This window comes from Streptomyces nanhaiensis (genome assembly GCF_046614825.1).
Classification (GTDB): Bacteria; Actinomycetota; Actinomycetes; order Streptomycetales; family Streptomycetaceae; genus Streptomyces; species Streptomyces radiopugnans.
This window is the reverse complement of the sequence record NZ_JBKJFM010000003.1, coordinates 121,371-138,107: the sequence shown is the minus strand read 5'-3', so window position 1 is coordinate 138,107 and position 16,737 is coordinate 121,371. Positions and strand designations below refer to the sequence as shown.

General features: G+C 68.0%; 11 protein-coding genes and 1 pseudogene. 1 reads left to right on the top strand and 11 read right to left on the bottom strand.

Annotated features, from left to right (window positions below; all coding sequences use genetic code 11):
* Nucleotides 1–448: 448 nt before the first annotated feature.
* The 3 genes from ACLIYP_RS02170 to ACLIYP_RS02160 form a co-directional block, all read right to left on the bottom strand.
* Nucleotides 449–1,897, bottom strand: coding sequence for an alanine/glycine:cation symporter family protein (locus tag ACLIYP_RS02170; RefSeq protein ID WP_412711420.1), 1,449 nt, complete (start codon nucleotides 1,895–1,897; stop codon nucleotides 449–451).
* Nucleotides 1,898–2,221: 324 nt separating this feature from the next.
* A complete protein-coding gene (locus tag ACLIYP_RS02165) occupies nucleotides 2,222–2,758 on the bottom strand; it encodes an ATP-binding protein (RefSeq protein WP_412711419.1) in 537 nt (178 codons plus the stop codon).
* Nucleotides 2,759–2,806: 48 nt separating this feature from the next.
* Nucleotides 2,807–4,573 (bottom strand): ABC transporter substrate-binding protein, encoded by a 1,767-nt coding sequence (locus ACLIYP_RS02160; RefSeq protein ID WP_412711418.1) that lies wholly within the window; start codon nucleotides 4,571–4,573, stop codon nucleotides 2,807–2,809.
* Nucleotides 4,574–5,299: 726 nt separating this feature from the next.
* On the opposite strand from ACLIYP_RS02160, the pseudogene ACLIYP_RS02155 reads away from it, so the two are divergent.
* Nucleotides 5,300–6,216: pseudogene (locus ACLIYP_RS02155) on the top strand (M24 family metallopeptidase).
* 107 nt (nucleotides 6,217–6,323) lie between these two features.
* Here ACLIYP_RS02155 and ACLIYP_RS02150 read toward each other — a convergent pair.
* The 8 genes from ACLIYP_RS02150 to ACLIYP_RS02115 form a co-directional block, all read right to left on the bottom strand.
* Nucleotides 6,324–7,037 carry a GntR family transcriptional regulator gene (locus ACLIYP_RS02150; RefSeq protein WP_412711417.1) on the bottom strand — a complete coding sequence of 238 codons (714 nt, stop codon included), beginning with the start codon at nucleotides 7,035–7,037 and terminating at the stop codon, nucleotides 6,324–6,326.
* Between the two features lie 123 nt (nucleotides 7,038–7,160).
* Nucleotides 7,161–8,582, bottom strand: a complete 1,422-nt coding sequence (locus ACLIYP_RS02145; RefSeq protein ID WP_412711416.1) for an aldehyde dehydrogenase family protein — start codon at nucleotides 8,580–8,582, stop codon at nucleotides 7,161–7,163.
* Entirely contained in the window at nucleotides 8,579–9,580 is a 1,002-nt protein-coding gene (locus ACLIYP_RS02140; RefSeq protein WP_101254841.1) for a proline racemase family protein, read from the bottom strand. Before ACLIYP_RS02140 ends, ACLIYP_RS02145 begins: the two co-directional genes overlap by 4 nt.
* A 48-nt stretch (nucleotides 9,581–9,628) precedes the next feature.
* Nucleotides 9,629–10,492 carry a dihydrodipicolinate synthase family protein gene (locus ACLIYP_RS02135; RefSeq protein ID WP_101254840.1) on the bottom strand — a complete coding sequence of 288 codons (864 nt, stop codon included), beginning with the start codon at nucleotides 10,490–10,492 and terminating at the stop codon, nucleotides 9,629–9,631.
* Between the two features lie 124 nt (nucleotides 10,493–10,616).
* Nucleotides 10,617–12,092 carry an FAD-dependent oxidoreductase gene (locus tag ACLIYP_RS02130; protein WP_412711415.1) on the bottom strand — a complete coding sequence of 492 codons (1,476 nt, stop codon included), beginning with the start codon at nucleotides 12,090–12,092 and terminating at the stop codon, nucleotides 10,617–10,619.
* Complete coding sequence (locus ACLIYP_RS02125) at nucleotides 12,073–12,387, bottom strand: (2Fe-2S)-binding protein (protein ID WP_101254838.1); 315 nt, start codon at nucleotides 12,385–12,387, stop codon at nucleotides 12,073–12,075. Before ACLIYP_RS02125 ends, ACLIYP_RS02130 begins: the two co-directional genes overlap by 20 nt.
* Before the next feature lie 53 nt (nucleotides 12,388–12,440).
* Nucleotides 12,441–13,607, bottom strand: coding sequence for an NAD(P)/FAD-dependent oxidoreductase (locus ACLIYP_RS02120; RefSeq protein ID WP_279951743.1), 1,167 nt, complete (start codon nucleotides 13,605–13,607; stop codon nucleotides 12,441–12,443).
* Nucleotides 13,608–13,984: 377 nt separating this feature from the next.
* Nucleotides 13,985–16,519 (bottom strand): collagenase, encoded by a 2,535-nt coding sequence (locus tag ACLIYP_RS02115; protein WP_459076338.1) that lies wholly within the window; start codon nucleotides 16,517–16,519, stop codon nucleotides 13,985–13,987.
* Nucleotides 16,520–16,737: the final 218 nt, after the last annotated feature.

Genomic DNA, 16,737 nt, shown 5'->3' with positions numbered 1-16,737 from the left:
GTAACCCCTCGCGGAATTGCTGCCGTTCGGCGGTCAGGCCGCCGCCTTGTGGATACCGCATCCCACTGGCATACCGCAGGGATCAAGGACCGTCAGCTCCTACGACACCACGAGTTCAACCTCAGTAACACAACTGGATTCAGGCCAGTTTCTGCAGCTACCTGCCTCCAGGCGATTTTGCGCCATTTTCTATGAAAGTCGAGACGACGGCGCAATGCAACCACATTGAAATGATGGTTTGACACCAAGGCTCCTTGGGTCAAGGCTGGGGGAACACGCCTGCCTGCGCAACCTGAACGACTTGCGCTGACATGCCGGCCCGAACCCCCTCCCCGACCAGTCTTTAAATACAATGTTAAATGCCCCTCTGGCGCCTGTCAGGGTTTTGCCAACCGACCCCGGTGCGAGGAAAAAGAACTCGCATTACCTCGCACCGGGTGCCAGAAGTTCACATGCTTGGGTTTCTTTCAGGGCTGCTTTCTGAAACCCAGTAGTCGGCATTGTCGATTCCCAGCTTCACAGGATCGAAGACTGGGTCCACCCCAAGTTTCCTCTGATTCTCATAGTCCCGCAGAGCGATCAGGGCGGGCTTGGCCAAGAAGACGAGGCAGATCATGTTGATCCAAGCGAGGGTGGCGTAGCCGACATCGCCGATCGCCCACATTATGTCTGCCGATTCGACCGCCCCGTAGAAGACCATGGCGAGCATCGCGACGCGGAGGGCGTGCAGGAGTGACTCGTTCCGTACACCGCGAGTCAGGTAGGTCAAGCTTGTGTTGGCGATGTAATAGAAGGCGACGAGCGTGGTGAAGGCGAACAGCCCGATGGCAGTGGCCACGAAGTGAGGACCGATACCAGGGATTACTGAGTCAATGGCTCCTTGCGTGTAGGCGGGGCCTGCCTCGACGCCCTTGATGTGCGTAATGATGTGCTCTCCGGATTCGGTGTGGACGTTATAGTTTCCGGTGACGAGAATCATGAACCCCGTAGCCGTACATACGAAAAGCGTGTCGATGTAGATCGAGAACGCCTGGACCAGACCCTGTTTCGCGGGGTGAGACACCTGAGCCGCTGCCGCCCCGTAGGTTCCTTCGCCGACGCCAGCGACGTTGGAGAAGAGAGCACGGCGCACCCCCCAGGCGATCGCTGCTCCGACGATTCCGCCGAACACGGAGTCCACCCCGGCTGCGCTCTTGACCACCAGGAGGAAGACGGCCGGCACCTCAGTGAGGTTGGCGGCCAGGACGATGAGCGCCGCGATGATGTAGCCGATGGCCATGAACGGCACCAGTACATCGGCGACACCGACCACGCGTCCTCGCTGGCCGAAGATGACGAAGCCGAGCAGACCGACGAGGACTACACCGGTGAGCCATGGCTTGATGCCCATCGCTTGGTCGAAACTGGCTGCGATGGCGTTGGATTGGACCCCGGGCGCCAATACCGCGTACAGAGCCAAGGCGGCAGATGCGGCGACGACTCCGAGCCACTTCCTTCTCAGGCCTTTCTCCAGATAGTAGGGAATGCCGCCCCAGAAGGTTCCCTCAGATTTGATCTTGTATATCTGAGCGAGCGTCGACTCGATGAAAGCTGTGGCTCCTCCGAGAAGAGCCATCACTGCCATCCAGAACAGGGCTCCCGGTCCGCCTGCCGCGATGGCCGTCGCCACGCCCGCTATGTTGCCGACGCCGACCCGACTTGACAGGGTCAAGGTCAAGGCCTGAAATGAACTGATGCCTGCCTCCGAGCGCTCTCCTTTCCATATGTGGCGGATCATGTCGGGGATTCGCCGGATCTGCACACCGCGGGTCAGGATGGTGAAGACCAAGCCGAGGCCCAGGGCTAGCACTACCAGCGGGCTCCACAGCCAGTCGGTGAGGGAGGTGAGGAAATTCATGCTTGACTTCCTTTGGCGTACACATGCCACGAACGTGATCTGGTTCCAGTCGGCCACCGGCGTCAGGGTGGTGAGGTCGGTGACCGATGGACAGGGCGCCTTGTTGAGAGCTGGTGTGGTGCCTCTGGCGTGTGGTTTCCGAAGGCTGATTTTTCCGTGGTGACGGCTCAGCGGTGTAAATCAGTGAGGAGGGGGCGCGTCGACAGCCGACGCTGTTCGATTCCTTGTGTTCCGAGGGGGTTCTTTCCAGGCGGTCGTCCGTGAGGAGACTCCTCTGGAGCGGTGGCAGGGTTTCTCGGTGCGGGATTCAGGAGCTGAGCGGCCTTACTCTTCCGCAGCGGTCAGGTACGCCCACCGGGTGGCAGTCCCGCTGTGGAGCCGCGTTCCGTTCTCTGCCGATAGAGCTGCGATGATGTTGTTACCTCGGCCGTTCTCTTCTTGCGAGGAGCATTTGGCCAACCGGACCGCCCTCGGGTTGGGGCCTGTGTCGGTGACTTCTATGTGGATGGCCTTGGGGTGGCCGTAAGTGTGGCGTACCTCCAGAATGACGGGGGGCAGGGCGTGCTGGACGGCGTTGGTGACCATCTCCGTGATCACCAAGAGGGTGTTGTCGAGCAGTTCGGGTTCCAGGTGGGTTTCCAGAGCCGCACGCACATACCTACGTGCTAGGCCTGGAGCCTGGTTCGTGTGCGGGAGCAGGCTTGTGACCTTGACCCCCTCGCTGTCTCGCGGAATGTGGCAACCAGGTGCGGAGCTGTCGGTCGGCCTCTTCCCGGAAGGTTCTGCGGAGTTTCCCTCGGGGTGATGGCTATGGTCGACTGGCTGGTTCCGCTGTGGAGCAGGAGTCTTGAGCGGTGACATGTGGGTTCCTCCGCGCGCGCTGTGCGGTGTCGGATGCGGATCGGGCGGTCATGATGCGTCGGATCCTTGGTCGGCCGGGGATTTTTCGGGGTGCTTCAGGCCGATCACCGCGTAGTCGAGCTGGCCGCTCCACACGGAGTGTCCGAAGGCACCCGCAATGTTGTTGCCGACCAGGAGCGGTCTGCGTTCCCACAGCAGAGGGATGGCCGGCGACTTCCGCATGATCTGCCGGTCCAGTTCTCTCCATGCCTGGCTGGCTTGGGTGGCGTCGGTCATGACCGAGATCTCGTCTATTCGTTCCATGGTTTCGCCGTCACGGAACTGCGAATAGTTGCCCTGGTTTCCCTTCTCTTTGATCATGCGTCCGTCGAACAAGAAGGGGAGGAACGTGGCTCCTGACGGATAGTCGGGGCACCATCCGCTCAAGGACATGTCAGGTGCTTTCCTCGTGTCGCCGATGGTGTCGAAATAGACGGCCGGATCCACGATCTGAATTCTGACGTTGATTCCGACGCGGGAGAGGTCCTTTTGGATGGCCTGGGCGCGGGCTGTGTCTTCCCTGGATACGGTGAAGTCGGCGGTGACCACTTGTTTCCGGCCGGCTTCGGCTAGTAGTTCCCTGGCCCGCCCCGGGTTGCCGGTGGGCGACAGGTCGAGGGGGTTCGCTCTGTCGCCGCCGGTCAAGGTGGGGGGGAGGTAGGAGGTGGCGGGCTCGTTGAGTGTGGGGCCGCCTCGAGCTGCGACCTGGTCTTCCCTGTTGATCGCGTACTGGACGGCCTTGCGGGCCGTGGAGTCGTCGAAGGGCGGCTTGGATGTGTTGAGGTGCAGCATGTCGGTGCAGCCGGTGATCTCGGCGACGAGCCGCTTGCGTGGTGCGCTCTTGGATGTGTCGGCCAGTAGTTCGGGCATGCTGTCGGGCTGCGTGTCGGACCACTGGACGGAGGAGGCGTCCTCGCCTTCGCTTGCGATGAGCCGATCGTCGATGTGTGCGCCGTTCCGTCCCATCCGCACGACAATCTTGTCGGGGTAGGCCTTGCGGACAGGGTCGGTGGCCGGGTCCCAGTGCGGGTTGCGTATCAGGACCATGCGTTCACGCTTGCTGTATTCGTCGATCTTGTACGGTCCTGAGGAGAAGGGTCGCAGGTCGTAACGGGCGCCCTTCTCTTGGGCGGGAGGAACCGGCGAGAAGGTCGGCAGGGTCGCGGTCTGGGAGAACTCACCGACGGGGCGGTTGAGGCGGAAGACGATGGTGCGGTCGTCTGGAGTTTCGATCGAGTCCAGGTGCTCGCCGTCGAGGGGGCCTTCATACCCCTCGGTGCCAGCGAGGTACCTGCGGGCATAGTCGGGCCCGCCACTGAGTTGGGGGGCGAAGGACCTCTCGACGTTGTACTTGACATCCTGAGCCCGGATGGGGCTGCCGTCTTCGTACTTCAGGCCCTTCTTCAGAGTGAACGTCCACACTCTCCCGCCTTGGGAAGGCTGGCCGAGGTCGGTGGCAAGGTCTGGAACGAGTTCGGTGCCGCCTCTGCCGGGCTCCGCTTTGAAGGTGACCAGGGTCCGGTAGAGCAGGCGGATCCCGAAGTCCATGGCGGGCATGACCCAGTTGCGGGCAGGGTCGAGGTGAGGGAAGTCCTGATCGGCGAGGATCGTCAGAGTGCCGCCTCGCTGGGGTGTTCCGCCGACGATTCCGACGGCCCCGGGGGTGTGCTGCGCCAGCCCCTCTCTCGGGTCGTCATCCGTGGAGCAGGCGCCGAGGCCAGCAGCCAGGCAGATCGCCAGTGTGGTTGCCAGGGTCGTGCGTAGGAGCTTGGGCATCGTGCCACTCCGTCGTGGGAGACCGGTAACAGTGCGCAAAGAGGCCAGGTCTGCCCTGCCGGACGGCAGGTCGTGCACCCCTCCACTGAAGTGATGTGTAACATAATAATGTAAAATTGCATTGGCAAGAAGGAAGGACTCTCGTTACCTTCCTGTGCCCGACGGCGTCCGTGGCGCATAGCCGAGTCCGGTCGCCGCCCGACTTCCCGGAGTCGGCATGCCCCCGCCCTCAACCCGCCCTACCACGGGCAGCCACGACCATCTGCCCTGCGACGTACGCGTCCCCGGCTACCAAGCCACCTCGGTCCGGCGGGCACGGCTCTCGGAACGCTTCCCCGGCGAGCGGCTCGTCCTGCAGGCCGGTGATCTCAGGGTGCGGTCCAGCGATTGCGACTACCATTTCCGCCCCCCATACCGCCCACGCCTGACTGACCGGCCTCACCGGCGAGGATCAGCCAAGTAACGTGCTGGTCATGGAGCCCTCCGGCCCCGAGGGGCGTCACCCCGTGCTGTACATGCGGCCCCGGTCCTCGCAGACGGGTGAGGATTTCTACCGTGATCGCCGGTACGGCGAGTTCTGGGTCGGTCGCCACCCTGATCTCTACGAGGCTCGCCGCCCTGACCTCGACGAGGCGGCGCAGCTCACCGGCATCGAGTGCCGCCACCTGGACGAGCTGGCCGTTCTGTCCGGGCCCCCGCCTCTCGCCCGGGTTCTGACCGGGATCGATGGTGCCGTTGACGCCTTGGCCGAGTCCCGCGTCTCCAGCGAAGCCGAGCGGTTGCGGGAGAAGGGAGCTGGAGGCCTGTCTGTCCGAGCTCCGTCTGATCAAGGAGGCCTGGGAGGTCGAGCAGCTCCAGCCGGCCGTGGACCACACCGCGACGGGCTTCGAGGACGTGGTGCGGGCCCTGCCCCAAGCCTTGCGCCACCGCGGTGAGCGGTGGGTTGGAGGGATCTTCAATCTCCGAGCCCGCGCCGAGGGGAACGGTGTGGGATACGAGACGACTTCGGCCGCCGGAGAGCATGCCTGCGTACTGCGCTGGATACGCAACGACGGTCTCTTGGACCCCTCCCAGCTCCTGCTGTTGGATGCAGGAGCTGAGACCGACACCCTCTACACCGCCGACATCACCCGCACCCCCTGTCGGGACGCTTCTCCCCCGTGCAACGGCAGGTCTACGACCTGTCGCCGACGGCCCAGGAGGCCAGCATCGCCGCGTTGCGCCCAGGCGCCCCGTTCCGCGATTTCCGCCGTGCTGCCATGAGGGTGATCACCGAAGGCCTGTGTGACTGGGGCGTGCTGGAGACATCCGCCAACGAGTTGGACGGGGACAGCGGCCCGCACCGCCGCTCCACCCTCTGCGGCAGCGGCCATATGCTCGGCACGGACGTGCATGACTGCGCCAAGGCCCGCGCCGGTGCGTACGTCGAGGGAGTGCTGAGGGAAGGTCAGTTCCTGACCATCGAGCCGGGTCTGTACCTGCAAGCTGACGATGAGACCCTGCCGGCCGAACTGCGGGGCATGGACGTGCGCATCGAAGATGACCTGGTGACCACCAGGGACGGGGCGCGGCTGATGTCTTCCGCGCTGCCCAGGACCACAGATGGCGTCGAGGAGTGGATAGGCGCGCTGTTCCAGGGATGACGGGGCCCGCCTGCTGCTGGGTTGAGGAGCGTGTCCGGCCGGACACGCTCCTCAACCTGTTCGCGAGGCTCTGCAGACTCTGCGGGGGCAGCGCCGGCTTTGTGAGGTCAGCGTGCGTTCAGTTTCCGAGCCGGGGATTTCCGCTCGGGCGTCTCCTGCTTGCGTGCGGCCCACAGGGAGCGGACGTGCGCCAGGTGGTGGCGCATGTGCTCCTCGGCCGCCGCGGCGTCGCCGGCAAGCATGAGATCCAGCAGCTCGGCGTGTTCCTGCGCGGAGGGCACCAGCGCGCCCGCTTCCGCGAGCTCGGTGAGTCCGTAGAGCCGGGAGCGCTTGCGCAGGTTGCCCACCGTCTCGACGAGACGGGAGTTGCCGGCCAGTGCGAGCAGGTCGAGATGGAAGCGGCGGTCGGCCTCCAGGTAGCCGATGAGGTCACCGGCACGTGCGGCGGCCACGATCTCCTCGGCCGTAGGACGCAGGGCCTCCAACTGATCCCGTGTGGCGGACCTGGCCACCTTCCCGACGGTCGGGATCTCGATCAGGGCGCGGATCTCGGTGTACTCGTCCAGGTCGCGCTCGGACAGCTCGGTGACGCGGAAGCCCTTGTTGCGCACCGATTCGACCAGTCCCTCGCGAGCCAGGTCCAGCATGGCCTCACGGACAGGGGTGGCGGAAACGCCGTACTCGGCGGCGAGGGTAGGGGCGGAGTAGATCACCCCGGGCTGCAGTTCACCCGCGATCAGCGCGGCCCGGAGGGCGTTGGCCACCTGGTCGCGCAGGTGCTCCTGCACCGAAACGAGTTTCCGGGGTTTCAGCTCGCTCATGGGTTCCCCTCCGTGGGTTTGTGATCCCACTATACAATGTCACGTTGCGCGACATCTACGCCATCCCCAGTGCGGCCGGCCAGGCCGCGCCGGGGATCGGGAGGGGGCCCGTCTCGCGGCGGTTCAGGCTGATGCGACGGGCAGGAGGGACACCGTGCGGCTGGAGGTGTAGAAGTCCATCGCGGCGTGCCCTTGCTCCCTCATCCCGTAACTGGAGTCCTTCTCTCCCCCGAAGGGGAGGTGGAAGTCGACACCAGTGGTCGGAGCGTTCACCCGCAGCATGCCCGTGGCGAGGCGGTCGACTGCCGAGAGCGCTTTCTCCAGGTCGCCTGTGTGGAGCGACGCGACCAGGCCGTAGTGACCGCTGTTCGCAGCCTGGATCGCCTCGTCGAAGTCCGCCGTCCCCGACAGCACCGCGATGGGGCCGAAGACCTCACGGCGGTGCAGCTCGTGTGCGGTAGGCACGTTCTCCAGCAGCACCGGGTCGACGTACCAGCCCGCTGCTGTGCCCGAACCGCGCCGACCGCCCCCTGCCAGCGCACGTGCCCCGGTGCTGAGGGCGCTGTCCCGGGCTCGGATGACACGGTCTCGGGCCGCTTTGGAGATGACGGGACCGCAGACCGCGGCCACCGCGTGGGGGTCGCGGGCGGGCAGCTCCCGCAGGGCCTCGGCCAGCGCCTCGCGCAGCTTCGGCAGAGCGCTGCCCACGGCGATCACCCTTCTGGTGGCGGTGCATTTCTGCCCCGCGTAACCAGCGATTGCCGCGGCGATGTCCGCAGCCGCCCTCCCTATGTTGGCGTCCGGCATGACCACGGCAGCGTTGTGGCCGCCCATTTCCGCCTGGGCTGGGACGCCGCGGGCTGCGGCGGCACGGGCCACCACAGCACCGACGGCGGTCGACCCGGTGAAGGAGACGACATCGGCCAGGCCGATCAAGGCAGCGCCGGCTTCGGCACTCCCGGGAACGACCTGCACAACGTCCGCGGGCAGGACCTCCTTGAGAATCTCGGCCAGCCGCAGAGCGCACGCGGTCGCCTCCGGTGCGGGCTTGAGGACGACGGCATTACCGGCGGCCAGGGCCGGAGCGGCCTTCCACGACGGAATGGCCAGCGGGAAGTTCCACGGCGTGATCAGACCGGCGACACCGTGCGGGCGCCGCCGGGTGAGCAGCAGCCCCGGCCCCGAGGCCGGCTCGTGCACCGCCCCGGTGGCGTCGTAGGGAAGCTGAGCGTAGTAGCGCCAGATCGCCGCCGTGCGCGCCAACTCGCCGCGGGCCTCGGCGAGTGGCTTGCCGACCTCTCTCACCAGGAGTCCAGCCAATTCCTCGGACGCGGTCTCCACGGCGTCTCCGGCGCGGCGCAGGGCAGCGGACCGCGCGGCCGCGCCGGCGGCGAGCCATTCGCTCTGGGCTCGGGCAGCCCGCCGCACGGCACGGGTGACGGTGTCGGGGCCGCAGCCGTACAACTCGACGAGGATGTCGCCGGGGTCGGCGGGGTTACGGGAGATCACCGGGCTGTCGGCCGCCGGGGCGGGAGGGGTGTTCACAGCAGGAAGCCTTCCGGGAACGGGTCTGTGGGATCGAGGAAGAACTGGGCGGTGCCGGTGATCCAGGCGCTTCCGGTGAACGTCGGCACCACGGCCGCCCTGCCGGCGACTTCGGTCTCGTCCACCAGGCGGCCGGTGAAGGAGGTGCCCAGGAAGGACTCGTTGACGAAATCGCGGTGCAGAGGGAGTTCCCCGCGGGCGTGGAGCTGCGCCATTCGCGCCGAGGTGCCGGTGCCGCAGGGCGACCGATCGAACCATCCGGGGTGGATGGCCATCGCGTTCCGCGACCGCCGGGCGTCCGACCCCGGGGCGAGGAGCTGGACGTGATGGCATCCCGTGATCCCGGGATCCTCCGGGTGCACCGGTTCGCCTGCGGCGTTGATCGCGGCCATCACCTCCAGACCCGCGCGCAGGATTTCCTCCTTGCGTGACCGGTCGAAGGGCAGTCCCAGCTCCTCGACGGGGAGGATGGCGTAGAAGTTGCCGCCGTAGGCCAGGTCGTAGGTGATCTGCCCGAAGCCGGGGACTTCGATCTTCTCCCCCAGGGCGACAGCGAAAGAGGGGACGTTGCGCAGTGTCACCGCGCGGGCGGCGCCGTCGTGGACGTGGACCTCGGCAGTGACGAGCCCGGCCGGTGTGTCCAGCCGGACGGTGGTCACCGGCTCTGTCACCGGCACCATGCCGGTCTCCACCAGTACGGTGGCGACTCCGATGGTGCCGTGCCCGCACATGGGCAGGCAGCCGGACACCTCGATGTAGATGACCCCCCAGTCCGCCTCAGGGTGGATCGGAGGCTGCAGGACCGCACCGCTCATCGCCGCGTGCCCACGCGGTTCGTACATCAGCAGAGTGCGGATGTGGTCCAGGTGGCGCATGAAGTACGTGCGTCGTTCGGCCATGGTGGCCCCGGGGACCGGTGCGATTCCTCCGGTGATGACGCGCGTGGGCATGCCCTCGGTATGGGAGTCGACGGCGTGGAAGACACGGCGACTGCGCATGGCTCTTCTCCTGCGGACTGGGGGTGTCGGGGGTGCGTGCGGGACGGGTCAGTTCAGGCCCTCGGCCAGGACCTTCTCCGTCACGGACCGCACGGCGGCCTCCGCCTCTGTGTCCAGCGGGGAGCGCGGCGGGCGGCAGGGGCCGCCACGGCGTCCGGCGATGTCCATCGAGAGCTTGATGGCCTGCACGAACACGTGCTTGGTGTCCCAGCGCAGCAGCGGGTGCAGCGCTCTGTAGAGAGGCAGTGCGGTCTCCAGATCCTGGGCGATGGCGGCCCGGTACAGTGCCACGCAGGAGTGGGGCAGGGCGTTGGGGTAGCCGGCGATCCAGCCGACGGCGCCGGCCAGGGCCAGTTCCAGCAGGACGTCGTCGGCGCCGATGAGCAGGTCCAGGCCAGGGGCGCGCTCGGCGATCTCGTAGGCCCGTCGCACGTCGCCGCTGAACTCCTTGACCGCGACGATGTGCTGCTGCGCGTGCAGATCGGCCAGGAGCTGCGGGGTGAGGTGGACGCGGGTGTCGTAGGGGTTGTTGTAAGCCACCACGGGCAGCCCGACACCTGCGACCTCGGCGTAGTGGGCGCGGACCTCCGTGTCGTTGGCGCGGTAGGCGTTGGGGGGCAGCAGCAGGACGGAACCGGCGCCGGCTTCGGCTGCCTGCTCGGTCCAGCGCGCGGCCTCGGTGCTGCCGTAGGCGGCCGCTCCGGCCATGACCCGGCTGCCGTCCCCGGCGGCCTCCACCGCGGTTCGGATGACGCGGGCGCGTTCGTCGTCGGTGAGGGTCTGGTACTCCCCCAGGGAGCCGTTGGGGACGACGCCGTCGCAACCGGCGTCCAGCAGGAAGCGGACGTGTTCGGCGTAGGCGTCGTAGTCCACCGACAGGTCTTCCTTGAAGGGAAGGGCGGTGGCCACCATGACTCCACGCCAGGGGTGTTCGGGGCTGTGCTGGGATGCACTCACGTTCGGTTCTCCTTGGGTTGGGCGAATCCGGCCGGGCCGGTTCTCGGGAGGGTTGGAGGTTCTGGTCGGGTTGCGCCGGTCAGGGGCGCCCCTGAGGCCGGTGCCGGGCGAGCTGGACGAGGGGGACGGGGCGGGACAGCGGGCGCCGGTCCACGCTCACCGGTGCGCTGCCGTCGCCGGACGCAAGGCAGGAGACCGCGGGGCCGCACATTCGTCCCTGACACCAGCCCATGCCGGCCCGGGTCAGCAGCTTGGCCGTGCGCGTGTCGCCCGCGCCGAAGGCGTCGACCGCCTCGCGTACGGATGCGGCATCGATTTCCTCGCAGCGGCAGATCTCGGTGTCGCCTCGCAGCCACTGGGGCCAAGCCGGTCCGGGCCTGTGAACCTGGGCCATGAGGTCGGCGAAGGCCCGCAGCCGGGTGGCACGTGTGCGCAGCGCCGCAGCCTTGCGCGCGGCAGCGGTCTCGCCGTGCGCCGCGGCAGCGATCGCGCGGGCGGCCAGTTCTCCCTCGCACAGGGCGAGCTGGGCGCCGCCGACGCCGTTGGTCTCGCCTGCCGCCCATACGCCTTCGACGCTGGTGCGCAGGGAGGGGTCCACCACGAGGGCGGGTGTGCCGTCGGGTGCGGTGCGGGTAGCACAGCCCAGTTCCACGGCGAGTTCGAGCTGGGGTACCAGACCGTGGCCTACCGCCAGGGCATCGCAGGACAGGTGTTGCTCGGTCCCGGGCAGCGGCCGCCAGTCGTCATCCAGCCTCGCCACGGTCACGCCGGTGACCCGGTCGGTCCCATGGGCTTGGACCACGGCGGTCCGGGTGCGCAGCCGTACCCCCCGGCGGGCGAGCGCCGCCGCGTGCCGGAATCCTTCGGCGAGCTTGCCGGGGTTGCGCAGCAGCGGCCCCGGTCGGCGGGCGTAGGGCAGGTAGCCGCTCGCCTCCAGGACGTACGGCACGCGGGCCCCGGCGGCGGACAGCGAGGCGGCCGCGGCCAGCAGCAGGGGACCGCTTCCGGCCACGATCACGCGTCGGCCCGGCAGTACCAGGCCGGACTTGATCATGGCCTGGGCTCCCCCGGCGCCGACGACTCCGGGCAGCGTCCAGCCGGGGAAGGGCAGCTGGCGCTCGTAGGTGCCGGTCGCCAGCAACAGGTGATGCGCAGGCACGCTCTCTCCTGGCACCTCGCCGGTGTTCTGGTCGCCGGGCACGGTCGCGGTGGTGAGCAGTGTCCAGCGGCCCGCGTGGTCGCATGACTGTTGGATGGTCCACACCTGCCGTCCCGGCAGGTGCCGGACCCGGCCGGCTTGCTTGTGCTGACGCAGCCGGGCCTCCAGGGCGGTGAAGGCGGACCAGCCGTGGTGGAGGGCCTCGGGGTGCCGCGCTCCCAGGCCGGGTGCGGGATGGCGGTAGTACTGGCCGCCCGGCCTGAGTTCGGCATCGACCAGGGCGACGGTCAGCCCCGCATCGGCGGCAGTGACGGCCGCAGTGAGTCCGGCGGGGCCGGCGCCCACGACCGCCAGGTCGTACGGAGCTCCGGGGGGCTCAGCAGGCGAGGTCGGCACGGCCGTCTCCTTCCTGGGGAGTGACGGTGTCGCCGTCGTGCGCCGGCACCAGGCACGCGCGCTGGTTGGGGCGGCCATTGACGGTGATCAGACAGTCGAAGCAGACCCCCATCCCGCAGAAGGCACCGCGGGGGCGCTCGCCGCGGCGGGTGGTACGCCAGGAGACGATGCCCGCGGCCCACAGGGCGGCGGCGATGCTCTGGCCGGGCAGCGCCGGGAGCTTCCTGCCGTCGTAGTCGATGCTGATGGCGGGCTGGGGTTCAGCCCGCACCAGCCCGGCCGGGGTGCGTGACATGGGACCTCCCTGAGGTTTCGGCGGGCGGTGGTCGCCGGTGCGGCGCCGCGTGCTCATGCGTGCTGGACCTCGGATTCGAAGCGGTCGGGGCGGAAGGGGGCGAGGTCCAGCGACGGCTCTTCCCCTGTCAGGGCCTGGGCGAGCAGCAGTCCCGTGGCCGGTGCCAGCCCGATCCCCGCGCCCTCATGTCCGCAGGCGTGGTGGAGGCCGGGGACGCGGGGGTCGGCTCCGATTGCCGGGAGGTGGTCGGGCAGATAGGGCCGGAATCCGTGGTAGACGCGCAGAACGGAGACCTGGGCCAGGACGGGGAAGAGGGTTACCGCGCTGTCAGCCATACGCTGCAGGGCCTCGGTGGACAGGGTCCTGTCGAAGCCGGTGCGCTCCCGGCTGGATCCGATCAGTACGGGGCCGGCCGGGGTGCCCTCGACCACGGGGGAGGTCTGGAGAGAGGCGGAGTCGCTGGCGACGTCGGCGACGTAGGCGGCGGCGTAGACCTTGTGTCGCACCACGCGGGGCAGGGGCTCGGTCACCAGGACGAAGCCCTTGCGCGGCATGACCGGCAGGGTCGTCCCGGCCAGGGCGGCGATCTGCGCTGACCAGGTGCCGGCGGCGTTGACCACCACCGGGGCCTTCAGCTCGCGGTGGGGGGTGCGCACGCCGTCGATCCGCCCTGCGGGGGTTACCAGCACCTCCGTGACCGCCTCGCGCAGATGGAGGGTGGCACCCGCACTCTGGGCGGCGCGCAGCAGGCGGGACGCGGCAAGGGCGGGCTGCACCTGGGCGTCCTGGGGGTAGTGGACGGCCCCGGCCAGTCCGGGGGCCAGGTGCGGCTCGAGGTCCGGCAGCTGGTCGGCGGGCACCTCCCGGGCCACGACACCGGCTGCGGCCTGCCCGGCGGCCATGCGGCGCAGCGCGGACCACTCGGTGTCGTCCGCGGCCACCACGACTCCGCCCTTGGCCTCGTATTCGATCCCTTCGGGCAGCTGGGCGGCCAGGTCGCGCCACAGGCTCGCGGAGAGCTGGGCGAGATCGAGTTCGGGGCCTGGGGGTTTGTCCGAGACCAGCAGGTTCCCCTCCCCTGCCCCCGTCGTACCACCGGCCGGACTGCCGCGGTCGACGACGGCGACGGCAAGTCCGGCGCGGGTGGCGTAGTAGGCGCACGCGGCACCGACGACTCCCGCGCCGATGACGACGGCATCGACGGTCTGTCTCATGAGCACCACAGTAATATGTCACATGCTTCTGCGGTAGCCCAGAAGGCGCCACTTTCCCTTCGATAAGGAAACTTCGGCAAGGAAACGCAGAAACCGGGGCGGGCGCGAGGGGTTCCTCGCGCCCGCCCCGGCGATCACCGGAGGGCGAAGCGGGTCGGCGCCGCCTGAGCGACTACCTGGACAGGACCGAGACCGGTCGGGTTGCACGGCGGCGGAAGGCGCCGCCCCGCCGTTCCGGCTCTGCGCCTCTTGGGCACGGCAATACTATGTCACACATTATTGATGTGCGCGGTGCTCTGCCTGAGCCCTGCGGCACAAGGCCGCGGTGCCGGGGCGGGCGGGGTTCCTTCGCCCGCCCCGGCGGTCGGTGGGGAACGGAGGGGTCAGTACTCGGTCTTGACGGTCACCCCGGAGAAGTCCTCCGTCGCGGCCAGGCTGATGTAGTTCCAGCCGGCTGCCGGATTGGTGATGGTGAGCGTCTCGCTGTTGCCCGCGCCGGTGGACCGGCTGGTGTAGGTGGTGGTGGTCGCCCAGGTGCTGTTGCTGTAGTAGAGGTCGGCGTTGCCGGTCCCGCCGGACGAGGTGATCTTCAGTTGCTGGGTGCCGGCGGGGAGGTAGATGTAGAGGTAGGCGTAGTTCCCGGCGGTCGCGGTCAGATTGCTTCGCTTGCAGTTGCGGTCGAGTTCCCGGGCGTCGCTGCCGGTGCACTCGGGAGTGGGGTCCGCACCGCCGACGGCGATGCTCTGGGTGGCTGTGCTGGTGGCGCCCTTGTTGTCGGTGACGGTCAGCTTCACGGTGTAGGTGCCCGCCGCCGTGTAGGTCTTGGAGGGGTTGGTGGCGGTGGAGGTGGTGCCGTCGCCGAAGTTCCACGAGCGTGAGGCGATGGTGCCGTCGGAGTCCGTGGAGCGGTCGGTGAAGTTCGCCGTCAGGCCGCTGACGGCGACGGTGAAGGATGCGGTGGGTGCCTGGTTGCCGGGCGGGTTGGTGGAGCCGCCGCAGTCGCCGGCCGCGCACTGCGAAAGCCAGCTGTACCAGTCGCTGTTGTAGCGTGTGCCGATGCTGCCGGTCAGGTAGGAGCGGGCCGCGTTCCAGTTGCCGGTGCGGTAGTAGCCCAGGACGGTGTCCATCTCGGCGCGGTGGGACTGGAGCATGTAGCGCACGGCGAGGTAGCCCCAGCGGTAGACGCGCGTGGAGTCGTGGCTGTAGGTGGTGTCGAACAGGGTGCTCAGCGCGTAGGTACGCTTGCCCGCCTCGGTGATGGCCGCGTCGTAGCGCAGGTTGCGGTAGGAGTAGGACACGTACTCGGCGAAGCCTTCGATCCACCAGATGGTGGGGGTGGCGACGTTGGCGTTGAAGTCGCCGTACATGTTGAAGCGGCCGTCGAGGTAGTGCGTGTATTCGTGGTTGAGGTTCCAGATCTCGAAGGCCGGACGCACCCACTCGGCCTCGTAGGCGATGAAGCGGGCCTGGTTGCCTGCGGCGGAGGGGTTGCCCTCCAGGTACATGCCGCCGTTGTTGGTGTCGATGCCCCAAGTTGCCCCGGCGTAGGTCCGATAGTCGGTGCTGCTGTCGTAGACGACCACCTCGAGGCTGGTGTTGCGGTCGCCGGCGACCGGGCCGCTGTCCTTGGCGATGCTGTGGAAGTAGGCGTCCTGGTCGGCCAGGCTGCGGCAGGTGTCCGCCAGCTGTGCCGAGGTCATCTGCTGGGCGCGGATGCGAAGACTGGCGCTGCAGGTGTGGTTGATCACCAGGACGTCGGCCATCAGGCGCTGCTGGAGGTTGCAGGTGCCGTAGTAGCTGCAGTTGGCCTTGTCGTAGCTGTCGGTCATCTCGGCGATGCCGACCCACAGCGGGGCGGTGGTCCCCTTGATGGAGCTCTGGTTCAGCAGCCCGGCCGCCTGCGGTCGGACCGTGTTCTGCATCGAGGTGTGCTGCAGGAATCGGGCGTGCTCTCGCCCGGCGTTGGAAGCCAGGTAGCTCTGGTCGGTGCCCAGGAGGTTCTTGTGGGAGGAGGCGAAGTTGTGCAGTGTGTCCAGGATGCTGCGGTCAGAGGACACCGCGGCGACGAAGGCGGGCACCTGGTGGCCGCGGAAGAGGACGGTGTAGACGTTGTTGACCGCGGTGAGCATCCACCAGGAGGAGTTGTAGGTGCTGTTGTAGTCGTTCAACAGCCGCTTGACGACGTGCAGGTAGCGGGCGTTCTCCTCGGCGCTGTCGATCAGGGTGACGGCTTCGGCGAGCACCTCGCCGTTGGCGTCGGTGACGTCCCGGGAGCGGGGGCTGGCGAAGAACGCGTCGAGTCCGGCGCGGATGGCGGTCCGCAGGCTCGGCCCGTAGGTGCCCACGGTGGCCTCGTTGTACCAGTGCACGTAGTAGCCGGCGCGCAGGTAGAGCACGAGCTGCGGCACCCCGGTGCTGCCGTTGCCGGGGTAGGAGGCGGAGCCGTCGCGCAGCGCGTAGGCGACGCTCGTCATCTGGCTCTCGCGGAAGGCGTGGTAGGCGTCGCTTCCGGTGAGGCTGAACAGAGTGTTGATGCAGTCGGTCGTGGACGCCTTGATCTGCTGCACCAGAGCACTGCCGGTGCGGCTGGTGAAGTCGCTCGTGCTGCAGCCGGGCACCGCTGCCGCCGAGGCCTTCCCCTTCTTGGAGGCCTTCTTCTCCGGGGCCGCCTGCATGGACGGTCTCTGCCGCGGCGCGGGGGAGGCGGGGTCGTCGTAGTCCCGGCGCAGCGCGTCCTTCGTCGAGGGCAGCGGGGCACGGTCCTCGACCTTCAGCGGCTTGTGACGCACGTGCTCGGGATCGTCACCCATCCCCGTCTGTGCCGACGCCTGGGGCGGTGGTACGTCCTTGGGGGCCTGCTGTTCGGTCGGCTTCTCACCTGTGCGGCTCGGGGCGGCGTGTCCCGGAGCGGTGAGCATCCCGATCCCGAGGCACAGTGCCAGGATCAGCACACTCAGCCTCGCGAGAGGGAGTCGGGCATTTTCTGTTCTCACTCGCTGCCTCCAGCGGGAGGAAGGGCCGTATGGGGGCACGGCCGGGTGGGGTCTCCACACGACGGGCCCGGAGGAGTCGCGGGGAGGCACACTCCCCCGGGTTGTCATGGGCACATCTATGAGATGTGACAGGTAATATTGCA